This is a genomic window from Paenalcaligenes hominis (assembly GCF_041359055.1).
Lineage (GTDB): Bacteria > Pseudomonadota > Gammaproteobacteria > Burkholderiales > Burkholderiaceae_B > Paenalcaligenes > Paenalcaligenes hominis_A.
Genome location: NZ_JBGJKZ010000002.1, coordinates 209690 through 222946 on the forward strand (window position 1 = coordinate 209690; position 13257 = coordinate 222946).

At 44.9% G+C, this 13257-nt stretch carries 14 protein-coding genes; 7 read left to right on the forward strand and 7 right to left on the reverse strand.

Annotated elements, in window-relative coordinates:
- Positions 1 to 2: 2 nt before the first annotated feature.
- From ACBP46_RS04840 to ACBP46_RS04850, 3 genes are all read right to left on the reverse strand, one after another.
- On the reverse strand, positions 3 to 509 hold the full coding sequence (locus ACBP46_RS04840) for a thiosulfate oxidation carrier protein SoxY (RefSeq protein ID WP_371015616.1): 507 nt from the start codon (positions 507 to 509) through the stop codon (positions 3 to 5).
- Positions 496 to 1824, reverse strand: a complete 1329-nt coding sequence (locus tag ACBP46_RS04845; protein ID WP_371015617.1) for an FAD-dependent oxidoreductase — start codon at positions 1822 to 1824, stop codon at positions 496 to 498. The genes ACBP46_RS04840 and ACBP46_RS04845 overlap by 14 nt, the downstream gene beginning before the upstream one ends.
- Before the next feature lie 132 nt (positions 1825 to 1956).
- A complete protein-coding gene (locus ACBP46_RS04850) occupies positions 1957 to 2382 on the reverse strand; it encodes a DUF4395 family protein (protein ID WP_371015618.1) in 426 nt (141 codons plus the stop codon).
- Between the two features lie 178 nt (positions 2383 to 2560).
- Between ACBP46_RS04850 and ACBP46_RS04855 the strand changes: the two genes are divergently transcribed.
- The 3 genes from ACBP46_RS04855 (at position 2561) to ACBP46_RS04865 (ending at position 3861) form a co-directional block, all read left to right on the forward strand.
- The gene (locus tag ACBP46_RS04855) at positions 2561 to 2887 is read left to right on the forward strand and encodes a tetratricopeptide repeat protein (protein ID WP_371015619.1); all 327 of its coding nucleotides are present in this window, start codon (positions 2561 to 2563) and stop codon (positions 2885 to 2887) included.
- A complete protein-coding gene (locus ACBP46_RS04860; protein WP_371015620.1) occupies positions 2884 to 3216 on the forward strand; it encodes a YnfA family protein in 333 nt (110 codons plus the stop codon). The genes ACBP46_RS04855 and ACBP46_RS04860 overlap by 4 nt, the downstream gene beginning before the upstream one ends.
- Positions 3217 to 3330: 114 nt before the next feature.
- Positions 3331 to 3861 carry a ferritin-like domain-containing protein gene (locus tag ACBP46_RS04865; RefSeq protein ID WP_371015621.1) on the forward strand — a complete coding sequence of 177 codons (531 nt, stop codon included), beginning with the start codon at positions 3331 to 3333 and terminating at the stop codon, positions 3859 to 3861.
- A gap of 41 nt (positions 3862 to 3902) precedes the next feature.
- Here ACBP46_RS04865 and ACBP46_RS04870 read toward each other — a convergent pair whose 3' ends face one another.
- Entirely contained in the window at positions 3903 to 4532 is a 630-nt protein-coding gene (locus ACBP46_RS04870) for an energy-coupling factor ABC transporter permease (protein ID WP_371015622.1), read from the reverse strand.
- Between the two features lie 77 nt (positions 4533 to 4609).
- Positions 4610 to 5461 carry a mechanosensitive ion channel family protein gene (locus ACBP46_RS04875; RefSeq protein ID WP_371015623.1) on the reverse strand — a complete coding sequence of 284 codons (852 nt, stop codon included), beginning with the start codon at positions 5459 to 5461 and terminating at the stop codon, positions 4610 to 4612.
- Positions 5462 to 5742: 281 nt separating this feature from the next.
- Here ACBP46_RS04875 and serA point away from each other — a divergent pair, with 281 nt between their 5' ends.
- The 3 genes from serA (at position 5743) to ACBP46_RS04890 (ending at position 9108) form a co-directional block, all read left to right on the forward strand.
- Positions 5743 to 6972 (forward strand): phosphoglycerate dehydrogenase, encoded by a 1230-nt coding sequence (serA, locus tag ACBP46_RS04880; protein WP_371015624.1) that lies wholly within the window; start codon positions 5743 to 5745, stop codon positions 6970 to 6972.
- Positions 6973 to 7043: 71 nt separating this feature from the next.
- The gene (locus tag ACBP46_RS04885) at positions 7044 to 7433 is read left to right on the forward strand and encodes an SH3 domain-containing protein (protein WP_371015625.1); all 390 of its coding nucleotides are present in this window, start codon (positions 7044 to 7046) and stop codon (positions 7431 to 7433) included.
- A 250-nt stretch (positions 7434 to 7683) separates the two neighbouring features.
- Positions 7684 to 9108, forward strand: coding sequence for an aspartate ammonia-lyase (locus tag ACBP46_RS04890; protein ID WP_371015626.1), 1425 nt, complete (start codon positions 7684 to 7686; stop codon positions 9106 to 9108).
- A 103-nt stretch (positions 9109 to 9211) separates the two neighbouring features.
- Here the strand turns inward: ACBP46_RS04890 and ACBP46_RS04895 are convergent, their stop codons facing one another.
- Complete coding sequence (locus tag ACBP46_RS04895) at positions 9212 to 10867, reverse strand: FMN-binding glutamate synthase family protein (RefSeq protein WP_371015627.1); 1656 nt, start codon at positions 10865 to 10867, stop codon at positions 9212 to 9214.
- Between the two features lie 108 nt (positions 10868 to 10975).
- Between ACBP46_RS04895 and ACBP46_RS04900 the strand changes: the two genes are divergently transcribed.
- Entirely contained in the window at positions 10976 to 11656 is a 681-nt protein-coding gene (locus ACBP46_RS04900) for a class I SAM-dependent methyltransferase (protein WP_371015628.1), read from the forward strand.
- Here the strand turns inward: ACBP46_RS04900 and ACBP46_RS04905 are convergent.
- Positions 11653 to 13227 (reverse strand): phospholipase D family protein, encoded by a 1575-nt coding sequence (locus ACBP46_RS04905; protein WP_371016050.1) that lies wholly within the window; start codon positions 13225 to 13227, stop codon positions 11653 to 11655. The two genes, ACBP46_RS04900 and ACBP46_RS04905, sit on opposite strands and share 4 nt — an antisense overlap.
- Positions 13228 to 13257 lie beyond the last annotated feature (30 nt).

The following is a 13257-nucleotide window of genomic DNA, read 5'->3' on the forward strand; positions in this document are numbered from 1 at the left end:
CCTTACATGCCGCAGCCACCCGCCGTAACGGTAATGGCTTGTTGAGCAACTAAGTATTGTCCATCACTCATTCGAGCAAGAGCTTGTATGGTTTGTGACTCGATAAGGCGTAATCGCACAGCCACTTCAGTCGTTCCCCCCGCAGGTGTAAATTGAAAGCGGCAGGCTAAGGGTTTGGGGTTGCGTTCGGCCAAGATGATGAGCTCTTCGCAATACAAATCACGAGAAATGGGCAAATCAAATATGACTTTGACAGGCACCGCAGCAGGGTTGTCCCCTAAAGTAGGCAGTTGTAGCTTGAGCCCAGTCTTGTTTGGGGTGGCTCCCTGTAAAAAGGCATCCACTTGGGCTTTCACCTCGGCGGGACTAGCGGCTTGTAAAAGCTGCTGCACTACATTGTTTGCATGCAAGCGGGTAGGCAAAGCCAAGGTCGCAAAACCCACTACGGCTAAGCTCAGCACTTGGCGGCGTTGTGTAAAATGAGGGCTAGAAAATTTAGAGGAAGTCATCAAAGCGGCTCTTGATCCAGTTGAAGTCGTCTTTAACTAGATCGCCGGTACGTACATCCATATCGATTTGGGTTTGGAGGACTTTACCGTTGGGATCTAGCTCGTATTCAAATTTCACCGAAATTTCCTCTTGGGGATCGGCGTTGACCATCATGTAGCAGAGGTTATCAGGTAAGACAGGTACTACCTCTTTGTCTGCAACACGTTCAGCGATATTTTGAGATACGATTTTTGCAATAGCATGAGCCACATGAGCACTTTTTGGATAGTGACCAAACTGGTCTGAAATAAAGCCCATGGAGTCACCCACCACATAGACATTATCATCGCCATTTGCGGTGAAGTAGCGGGGGTGAATATCAGCCCAACCGGTAGGCTTACCATCTGGACCTACGCCAATTAAGTCGGCGTATCGCACCATATCTGCGGCTTGATGGGGCGGCATAAGTACAGCATCATCAAAATCAAAATCGCCCGCAGCTGTTTTAATGTGCTTGTTAAATGGGTCGACTTCTTTCACCACAGCGTTAGGCACATGGGTAATGATGTCTGGGTATAGTTCTTCGAAAGCCGATCTATAGCCCTCGCCAATAGGTGCAATATTGGGCTTGGGGTCTAAGATAATAATTTTGCCTGGGATTTTATTTTTCTTTATATGCCATGCCATTAAACAGGCACGTTCATAGGGCGATGGTGGACAACGATGTGGAGGTGGCGGTAGTGTCATCACAATCGTGCCACCTTTAAAATTTTTAAGTTTGTTTTTTAAAGCAAACATTTCCGCATTAGGAATATACGCATTAGGGAAATGTTTGCGGGTGTATTCGGCCGCCACTGTGTCATTGCCAAACCATGCCTCGTAAGCATTTCGAATACCACCCGACAAAATTAAAAAATCATAATCCAGCATGCCATGGGTAGTGCGTACAATTTTCTTGTCGCGCTCGATGGCATTGACCTCGGTATTAATTAGGGTGTAGCCGTATTTGTTGGCGGGATCTAGCATATCGTGATTAACAAAATCGGTGTTCACGATATCAATAAGCCACTTGTTGCTCATGGGCCCGGACCAGAAGGTGGGATTACGTTCGAGTAAAACCACGTCTGCTGTGGGAATGAGTTGTTTTAAATAGCGGGCTGCTGTCATACCACCCCAGCCACCCCCGCAAATTACAATACGTGGGCCAGTGCCATTGCGACTGACAAGCTGAGTTTGGGAATGAATGGCCAAGGGTGCGGCCAAAGAAGAATGGGGTAGAGTTAACGAGCCTAAGGCTATAGTAGGCGTCGCTAACATAAAATGTCTGCGATTCATGAGATCTCCTCGTAGTCATGCCATGACATACGCCAATAAATGGATAATCAAAACTTGATTAGCCGCCAGTATAGCCAAAATAAAAATAAGATCAAATACCGATTAACTATAACTCTACGCCTTAGTAATACTTTAGGTTTTAGGAGGAAACCAGCGGTACCAAGCGCCATAAACCCAACAAGCGGCACAAAAAGAAAAAGCCCACTCTAAGCTAGTAAAAATCAGCAAAGCAGTTACGGGCACTTGCCACATTGAGCTACCCATCGCGTACGCAATAAGTGCTACGGTCGAAGCCAAGGCTAAGACCTTGTTGGCAAACATCTTGGCACCCGCATTCTCTTTACGTCCTGCCCAGCCTAAACGCTCAAAACCGTAATTCCAAAGACGATGTGCCGGGCATGTTTGTGGTCCCATAAAACCGCGCACTAAACCCTGCACTAAAAGAATAATCATTAGCCAAGGGCTATATAACAGCGCTAAACCACTTATTACAAAGCTAACAAAGGCCTCCCAACGGGCCACATTTGACCAAACAGGGGGAACATCAAACCGTAACATGTGTTTTCCTATATAAAAATTAATATTCATTAATATATAATATAATTTAATATATTAAAAGAGTGAACAGCTTGTGCATGGCATGAATTGAAAGGTACGCAGCAGGTGTATTCAAGAGCCAAGCGGCACGTTATGCTAAGTTAGGTCTCGATTCATTAAGAGTTAAGAGGAGACAGTCATGTCAGATTTAGTTACACGTCTAGAGACCATGTTGAACTCTGGCCAAGATAATTTATTACTACGGTTTGGCTTAGGTAAAGCCTATGCAGAGCAACATTCTTATGACAAAGCCATTATGCACCTAGAGCGGGCGCTTGAATTGGATCCCAACCATTCCAGCTCTGGGTTTTGGCTAGGACGCAGTCATTTTGAGGCCGGAAACATGAGCAAAGCCCAAGAGGTATTGGCAACCGCACGGGCTACTGCTCAAACACGCGGGGACAATCAAACCATTAAAATGATTGATGTTTTCCTACGTCGAATCAATAAACAACAGAATATATGACAGTTATTAAAACGGTTGCGCTTTTTGCCGTCACTGCCATAGCAGAAATTGTGGGCTGTTATTTGCCGTATCTTTGGTTGAAAGAAAAAGGCAGCCCGTGGTTATTACTCCCCACTGTAATTAGCTTGGCATTGTTTATTTGGCTGCTTAGTTTGCACCCGGCTGCTAGTGGTCGTGTGTATGCGGCGTATGGTGGTGTTTATGTCGTAACGGCTTTGCTTTGGTTACGCGTGGTCGATGGGGCCAGTTGGTCTTGGTTTGATCTAGTAGGAGCAGGATTAAGTTTATTGGGTATGGTTATCATCGTTTTAGGGTGGTCACAGCACTAATAGACACATTAGTTTGCATTTGCTTACGCTGGTGGGTCTATAGCTCTTGGTATGGTGTCAGTAACTGTCTGATTTCAGGCATGACTCAAAGACCCATTTATCAGGAGATATGTGATGAGCAAACAGAACAGCGTTCTTGATGTACAAGCTATTCGTGCAGCGGCTAAAAAACATGTTGAAGATGGAGCCGTTGCTTCGGGATACCAAGGTGATAGAGAAAAAATTATTTCTATGTTAAATGAGGCCTTGGCCACAGAGTGGGTCTGTGTGCTGCGCTATATGCGCCATTACTTTACTGCGACCGGTATCCATAACGAGTCCATCAAAGCCGAGTTTCTCGAGCACGCTCAGCAAGAACAAGGCCATGCTGATCGTATCGCAGAGCGTATTGTGCAGCTAAATGGTGAACCCGATTTGGACCCAGCCACTTTAACTCAACGCAGCCATGCAGAATATGACACCAGTACGGATATTAAAGACATGATTCGTGCAAACCTTATTGCAGAGCGCATTGCTATAGAGTCTTATCGACAAATGCTAGTAGAGATTGGGGACTCTGACCCCACAACGCGTCAAATGTTAATTGAAATCATGGCCTCTGAAGAAGAGCATGCGGATGACATGAGTGATTTGTTAGGTTTATAAACCAATAGTGGTATTGAGCGCTGTGTTTAAAAGCACAGTGCTCATTTTTTTTTGAATAGATAGTCGCGATCGGAATAGGTACAAACCCATTCCGGTCTATACATAACCAACGCCGTTAAGCTCATGCCGTTAATTAAGCCTTCGGGAAACATAACCAATGGCAAAATGCTGAGGTAGTCTTGCACAATGATTGTCCAGCTGTGCATACCAGTAAAATAAGCATACAACGCAAAAGCCAACATAGACACCGCTAAGGTCAATGCAGCATTAAAAAACCCAGCGATGAAGGTATAAATAAAAAGATGTCTATAAAGATAGCTATACGTCAGCAGAAAAACAAAATACGTAAAACAGACAGGCCCTATCACGCCAAGTAAAAGGTTAACCCCAAAACTGTGCCATGCGTTTATGCCTAATAAGGTCACCAAAACTAAGGCCACCGTGCCGCATACAATAGCTAAGCGCCACCCTAAACACAAAGTCAGAGTAGTTAAGGCTAAAAAATGAATGTTCAGCCCAGGCTGGATGCCCGTTTGCAGCATCCAAATAGAAGCCAAAATTAATGTGGCGATTAGGCTTAATTGAATCCGGTCGGAGTCGGTGCGTAACGCTTGCCAATTGGTGCGGCGTACAGCAATGGCTATGACTAGGAGCGCAAGTACTAAGCTCATGATAAGACTCAAAAAGAAAGCAATATCTCTACGTTAGCATTGCTGTATCTAGAGGGCTAGCACTAAATCGGATGGGTTTAGGCTTGATTAGCAGCTATCAGTTGATCCCCATAACGTACCCAGATTTGATTTTGAATGCGTTGTGCTACGTTTTCTTGCTGTGCGACTGGCACCATATAACGAATTTCTACCCAATGTTGCTTGGTATCAACAGGGTGCCAAAAGACTTCGATTTTGTTTGATGGGGTTTCTAACAATGCAATTGAGCCTAGTCGCTGAAAGTGCATTAATGAGTCTTGTGACCACGGCTCACATACATCGGCAGCGATCTGAGACGCGAGCTGGGTAAATTCCTCGCGCGGGGTGGCGTAGGGCACAGCTAAACGTACACTTCCAATTACATAGGTATTTAAGCTGGAGTTATTACTAATAACAGCGGTTAACAATACGCTATTAGGCAAAATAATGGTTTTGCCTGTGATTTGATGAGAGCCATTGGTTTCCGATAGGGTTAAATTTAATAAATCCACATCCACCACTAAACCTTGTACACCGCTTAGCTCAACATGATCGCCCACATTAAAAGGTCTGGATAGAGCAAATAGTGTGTAGCCTGTGATACACATGATGAGCTCTTTGGTAGACAATACCAATGCCATGGCAAAAGCCGACAAAGACAAAGCAATGCCTACAATTTTTGTGGCCCAAATCATAATAACCAAACAAACGGCCGTTAAGATAATAACGTTTTTAATCAATACCAGTTGTTGGCGGCCTTGGGAGCCACGATTCAAAACCCGTGCTGGAGCTGTCTGATAGCGTACGTTCAGATGATTAAAAAAAATGGCAGCCACAATGACGGCGATTGAGCTTAATAAACGCGCAAATTCCCCACCAAAAAAATCGTTGATACTGGCTAAAATACTCAAAATCTAGTCCTAGATAAGCAAAGCATTAATTATACGCCTTACTTAAAGCGCTAGGTTTGAGCATGTAGATTTTGTCTAGGTACAGCAGCCTAAAACAGGAGCTTAGTACCTTCTGCCCAACAGCTTTGTTATAGTGGTAAGATGGGCTTAATGAGCAAGCCTACGAGCTTGATTTTTTAGTTAAAGAAAAGACTAGTTTTCTTAAATGGAATTCAGGTTGAGGTAGCGGTTTATGTGCTACCTTCTTTTATTTGTATTTCCAACGTGTCTAAGGGTTACTGATGAGCAAGACATCACTTGATAAAAGCAAAATTCGAATTCTCCTTCTAGAGGGTGTGCATCAAAATGCCATTAAAACATTCAATGCAGCGGGCTACACCAACATTGAATCCATCTCTAGCGCCTTACCTGAAAGTGAGCTCAAGGCAAAAATTGCCGATGCGCATTTTGTAGGGATTCGATCTCGCACTCAGTTAACCAAAGACGTGTTTGATGTGGCTGAAAAATTAGTGGCCGTTGGGTGCTTTTGTATTGGTACGAATCAAGTCGACCTTAACGCAGCACGCGAGCGCGGTATTGTGGTTTTTAATGCACCACACTCTAATACACGCTCTGTGGCCGAGCTCGTGCTTGCCGAGGCCATTATGCTTTTGCGTGGTGTACCACAAAAAAGTCGCGCAGCCCATGCCGGAGAATGGCTAAAAACCGCAACAGGTTCGTTCGAGGCGCGTGGCAAAAAAATGGGAATTATTGGCTACGGCAATATCGGCACCCAACTTTCTGTGCTGGCCGAAGCGCTCGGCATGCATGTGTTGTATTACGATGTGGTAGCGAAACTGCCGTTGGGTAACGCACGCCAAGTCGACACTCTAACTGAACTCTTAGCTGAAAGCGATGTGGTATCTTTGCATGTACCCGAGCTTCCTTCTACTTACATGATGATGGGCGAAAAAGAGCTCAACGCCATGAAACCAGGTGCCATTTTAATTAACGCTGCTCGCGGTACAGTGGTTGATATAGATGCTTTAAAAGCAGCCATTGATACCAAACATCTTGCTGGTGCTGCTATTGATGTGTTCCCCGTCGAGCCCCGCTCTAACAAGGACGAGTTCATCAGCCCATTGCGTGGTTTAGACAACGTTATACTCACACCGCACGTCGGCGGCTCCACTCAGGAAGCTCAGGCAAACATTGGTATTGAGGTTGCCCAAAAATTGGTGAAATACAGCGATAACGGTACCTCTGTGTCGTCGGTTAACTTTCCCGAGTTGGCACTGCCTTCGCATCCTGATAAACATCGCATATTGCATGTGCATAAAAATCAACCTGGTATGCTGGGAGCAATTAATAAAGTCTTTGCCGACAACAGCATTAACGTCAGTGGGCAGTTTCTGCAAACGGACGAGGCGGTGGGCTATGTGGTTATCGATGTCGATGCCGATCACTCGCAGCTAGCTTATCAGACTCTAAAGGAAATTCCTGGTACTATGCGCTGCCGTGTTTTGTACTAGTTATTAATCCCAAGTCTGCCCAAACCCTAGGTGATGCCCTAGGGTTTTTTCTGCAAAAAGGAATCCAAACCATGCATTTGGTGACAGAGGCAGCAAATTGGCTCTGGTTACAACAAACGGTAGATACACCGGCCTTAGCGCGTCATTTAGGCTTAAATCTCGCTACGATTGAAAAAATACTGCGTCAGCTCGAGGATCAAGCGGTAGTGCAACGTAGTTCATCTGGCTGGAAGGTCACGCCTATGCCTACTCATTTTTTTCAAAAAAAAGGGCACAGCTTGGCACGAACCTTGACTATGTATGAACGCCCTCGTACGGCAAGCCAAGTGGTAGGTGTGATACCGCCACATGTTGCATTTTTAACGCACCCTCAACGTGGTAGTTGGTGGCTGGTCTGCAATCACCAAGGTCGTATTGGTTACATAAATACCGATGCATTGCGTTTAATGCAACTTGATTAGTAGCAGTGCAAAATCCTATATCTGCCTTTTAGGTTGTTACTAAGTCAAGCCAACGGGTTATTTTTGCTTCAGTTATGAGCTGTAGGCTTGGATTGTCAAGGGTTAGGTGCTAATCTTAGTTGTTTTCATAATATAAAAAATGCTTTTTTTGCCAGAAAACACAAAAAAAAATAGCGCAATTGGTTTTTTGCGCCGTAAAATAAATTTTCGCCGTTTATATATTTAAAGCATTTGCTTAGGTTGAAATATCGTGTCAGAAATTGAATCCACTCGTTTAGAGGAAGACCTTTTAGGTCAAGTCGAAGTCCCATCTAGCGCCTATTATGGCGTTCAAACCTTGCGTGCTATGCACAACTTTACGTTGTCTGATGTGCCGCTGTCTGCTTACCCTGATTTTATCGTGGCATTAGTCATGGTTAAACAAGCCGCTGCTGAGGCTAACCACAAGTTAGGCTATTTAAACGATCGCAAATATCAAGCTATTACGACTGCTTGCCAGCGTATTATTCAGGGTGAATACCACGATCAGTTTGTGGTTGATATGATCCAAGGTGGGGCAGGTACCTCTACCAACATGAATGCTAACGAAGTCATTGCGAACATTGCTTTAGAAAGTCTAGGTTGTGCCAAAGGGGATTACCACGAGGTTCACCCCAACAATGATGTGAACATGGCACAATCTACCAATGACGCTTACCCAACAGCTATTCGCTTAGGTCTGTTGTTAGGTCATAAACAGTTGCTTACTAGCTTAGAGCAACTGATTGATTCATTTAAAGCCAAAGCAGCCGAATTTAACCACATCTTGAAAATGGGTCGTACCCAACTTCAAGACGCGGTACCCATGACTTTAGGACAAGAGTTCAACGCTTTTGCCACAAATCTCGAAGAAGACCTAGCGCGTTTACGTACACTCGTGCCCGAGATTATGTGTGAAATGAACCTAGGTGGTACAGCAATCGGTACAGGCATCAATGCCGACCCTAACTACCAAGCTCTTGCCATCCGTGCTTTGGCTCAGGTTAGCGGGCAGCCTATCAAGGCCGCTTCAGATTTAGTTGAAGCCACCTCCGATATGGGTGATTTTATTTTGCATTCTGGCATGTTGAAACGCACAGCCATGAAGCTCTCTAAAATCTGTAACGACTTGCGTTTACTTTCGAGTGGGCCCCGTACAGGAATTAACGAGATCAATTTGCCACCACGTCAGCCAGGCAGCTCGATCATGCCAGGTAAAGTTAATCCAGTTATACCTGAAGCGGTTAATCAGGTTGCATTTCAAGTTGCAGGTAACGATTTAGCCATTACCATGGCTGCCGAAGCGGGTCAGTTGCAATTAAACGTCATGGAGCCACTCATTGCCTACAAAATGTTTGAGTCTGTGCGTTTATTGCAGCGCTCAATGGATATGCTGCGCGAGCTCTGTATTGATGGTATTACGGCCAATGAAGAGCACTGCGTATTTTTAGTCGAGCATTCTATAGGTTTAGTTACTGCATTAAACCCTTATATTGGATACCAGAACTCGTCCCGTATTGCTAAAAAAGCGTTAGCTACCGGACGCGGTATTCTAGAGCTAGTGCGCGAAGAACAGCTATTAGACGAAGAGATGCTGGCAGACATTTTGACCCCTCAAAATATGATTGCACCTCGCTTGAGCTCAGTGAAAAACTAAGCAAAGCATATAGGAACGGCATTAAGGCATGGCTAACCCCCATGCCTTTTTGTTTATTTGTACTAAAAAGGCACCAAGAAGGTGCCTGTTTGAAGTCTGGGTCTTAGTTAGGAAGATCGGTTTTGGACAAGCCTGATAGGGCTGCGCTTAAACTGTAAAGTGGCGCAAAAGAGTTGGCGCTAGCCATGGGCCACGAGGCACGGAAAACCGTTTGCCTGTATTCGCCGCGTAGCAGTTCGCCTTTTTCCAAGTCGGGAAAGAGGGCGGAAAGCACTCGGACCTCGCCGTTTTCTAAGCGACGTGCAATATGGTGAGGACGAAGCTCAGAAGGGTGATGTAGACCGGCGGCGCGTAAAAGCTCGGCTAAGGCTTTTAATGTGTTGTTGTGATAGCTTGCTACACGTAATGATTTATCTGAAACCACTAGCGCTTTTTGGCGTAAGGGGTCTTGGGTAGTTACACCGGTAGGGCATTTGCCTGTGTGACAGGTTAGGGCCTGAATGCAGCCTATAGCAAACATAAAACCGCGGGCACTATTACACCAATCGGCACCTAGGGCCATAATACGTGCCATATCAAAAGCACTGATGATCTTACCTGAAGCGCCTATTTTAATTTGCTCTCGTAAACCAATACCCACTAGGGTGTTGTGAACTAAACGTAAGCCTTCGACTAGAGGAACACCGACGTGGTTCATAAACTCTACGGGCGAGGCTCCTGTACCGCCTTCGGCACCATCTACAACAATAAAGTCTGGTGTGATTTGAGTCTCGAGCATGGCTTTGGCAATTGCAAACCATTCCCACGGGTGCCCAATTGTGAGCTTAAAGCCTACCGGCTTGCCACCGGACAAGTCACGTAGTTGCTTCACAAACTGAAGCAGCTCTATAGGTGTAGTGAAAGCGCTGTGCTGGGGGGGAGAGATGCAATCTTGCCAAACAGGCACATCGCGTGCTGCCGCAATTTCAGGGGTAACCTTAGCGCCAGGCAAAATACCACCCTGACCAGGCTTTGCGCCCTGTGAGAGTTTAATTTCAATCATTTTGATTTGGTCTTGACGCGCACGCTCGGCAAAACGTTCTGGAGAGAAATTGCCGTGTTCGTCTCTACAACCAAAATAGCCTGATCCTATATTCCAAATTAAATCGCCACCGTACTTGGTGTGGTAGCGACTAATACCGCCCTCGCCGGTATCGTGAGCAAAGTTGCCCAACACAGCACCGCGGTTCAAAGCCATGACCGCATTGGCTGATAATGCGCCAAAGCTCATAGCAGAAATATTAAACACGGATAGAGCATACGGTTGGGTGCAGTCTGGACCGCCTACGGTCACTTTAAAGTTGACGTCTTTGATTTGGCTAGGGATCATGGAGTGATTGATCCACTCGTAGCCTGGGCTATAGACGTCCTGTTGGGTACCAAACGGCTGCTTGTCTTCTTGTTGTTTGGCGCGTTGATAGACCAAGGAGCGGGCTGCACGGGAAAAGGGCAGTTGCTGGTCATCGCTTTCCATAAAATACTGTCGTATTTCTGGACGGATGAACTCGAAAAGAAAACGTAAGTTACCTATGACAGGGTAGTTGCGTCGAATAGCATGTCTGGTTTGGGTTAGGTCTATTAGACCTAAAAAGCTAAGGGCTAAAAAAGGAACCGCTAAAATCCACCACGCCGCACTCTTTTGAAGTGCGAGTAGGCTGAATACTGCAGCAGCCAGGATAACAACATAAAATGCAGTATAGCGTGTCAACAAGCGTTGCATGAAAGACTCCAAGTGGGTCAGTGAAAGTCCAAGTTCAAAATATATTAATCATAGGCTATTCTGGCATTTATATACATCTATCGCTCATCACATAGAAAAGAAAATTTTATGGCTCTTCAAAGTATTTACGATATTGACTTTATTCAATTATATAAAACCCATAAAAAACGCGCAGCTCGCCCTAAATCGTCGCCGGATCAATGGAATCAAAAAGCCCAAGCTGTTGAAATAGGGCAACTTGAGACACCCTATACGCGTGCCTTTATCGGGGCGATGGATTTAACGCCCACCGATACCTTATTAGACGTGGGTAGCGGTTCAGGCGCTATTGCTGTGTTAGCAGCAGCTCATGTAAATCATGTGTATGCCTTGGACTTCAGTCAGGGCATGTTAGATAAACTGATGCATAATGCACACCATTATGATGCGCATAATATAACTACATTATGTAAAGATTGGGATCAGTGTTGGGCAGACGTTCCACAGTGCGACATTGTTGTGGCTTCACGATCCACCTTAGTCGATGATATGGCTGGCGCTTTACGTAAATTAGAATCCAAAGCCAAACGCCATATATATTTAACCTATCCAGCACATATTAAATTTGGTACTGCACAAGAAATCGATAGTGCGCAAACGCCCGAGCTTGCCACGCCCAGTTATGTGTATGTGCTAACTATTTTGCACCAATTAGGGCGACGCGCTCAGGTACGGTTTATTAGCAACACATCTAGCAACCTTGGCAAAACCAAAGACGTGGATTGGGCTTTGATTGACTGGGAGGTTTAAAGCAGCCATTCAATAGGTAGCTTAGAAACAAACTGCAGCCACCACCGGCTAAAAAAACTTGTTCCAGGTTCAGCCTTATAAATTTGAGGTACGCTGTGTGCGTCCTCACGCTCGATCCAATACACCTTATTTTTATCGTTGAGCGCGACCTGATAACTTTCATAAGGGATTTGGTTATCAAAAAGAGCAGAAATGTCTTTGGCTAAAGTCGGGCTATGAATCACAAAGCCTAGCTCTGTATTTAAATTGGCTGAGCGCGGGTCAAAGTTAAATGACCCAATAAAAACCCGTTTGTTATCTATAGAAAAAGTTTTAGCGTGCAGACTTGAACCCGAGCTACCAAAGGGAGTTTTGCCTATTTTGTGTAAATTGCCAGACGAGTTGCTTTTTAGTTCATACAGCTCAATACCTGCTTCTAAAATGCTTTTACGTCTTTTCATGTAGCCCGCATGGACGGCCCCGACGTCGGTGGCTTCATACGAGTTGGTTAAAATGCGAATAGTTAAATTTGGGTTGTCTGCCAATACGGAAAAGTTTTGTACCCCTGTTTTGGTAGGTACAAAATAAGGCGAGATTAAATCTAAGGTGAATTCGGGTGTGCCAACGGCATATTGTAGCTGATAGGTTAAAAGCTGCTCAGGACTCGCCTGACCCAAGGCCTTTGCTGGGTCATCGCTAACCATTTCTGTTTTTACCCACTCAACGTCTAATTTGCGTTCAATCAAGTTTTGAATCAGATCGGTTTGGCGCAGTACTTGCAAATATTCTTTGGCTCTAGCTGGGTTGCTTTGAATGAAAGCATTGAGATCAAGCTGGTCTAGAGTTTGATGGCTGCGTAAGGACACGATTTGATTTATAGGGTAGGCCAGAGGGCTTTCCCAATACTTATCAAAATCGACAGAAACATCGTCTACGACTTTGCCTATAGCAATAACATCTAAATCGGCAAAGAGTACTTGGTCTGTGGCCCCAAAATACTCGTCACCGATATTTCTACCTCCAACAATAGTTACCGTGTTATCTACAGTAAATGATTTGTTGTGCATACGATGATTTAAACGAACAAAATCAAATAGATAGCCTAAGCGCTTGAAAGTACGAAAAGGAAAGGGGTTGAAAACACGAATCTCAACATTTTCATGTTGATGCAGTAAAGCAAGTTGCGTATCTAGTTTGTCTATGCCGTTATCATCAAGCAGCAAACGCACCCGTACTCCACGATTGGCGGCTTCATATAAGCTGTTTAATAACATATATCCGGTGGTATCAGCGCGCCAAATGTAATACTGCACGTCAATGGTTTTTTCTGCAAAACGGGCCAGTACGGCACGTGCTGCAAATGCGTCATGAGGATCAGTTAGTGCACGAATACCACTCAATTGGGGATTTTGTTGTGCTAGAGGTTTTAACGCTGTGCCTATAGCAGTATGAAAAGATTCTTCCGTGCTAAGAGCCGTAGAGTGAGTTCTGTCTTGGAGGGGAGTTAAACTGCAAGCTGTTAATACCAATAGCGAAATGCTAAGCAGCAAAATGAGCTTGAGGAAGGAATAGGAGGCTGAGCGAGAACGCATCATAATAAACGGCAAATTAAAGCACACAAT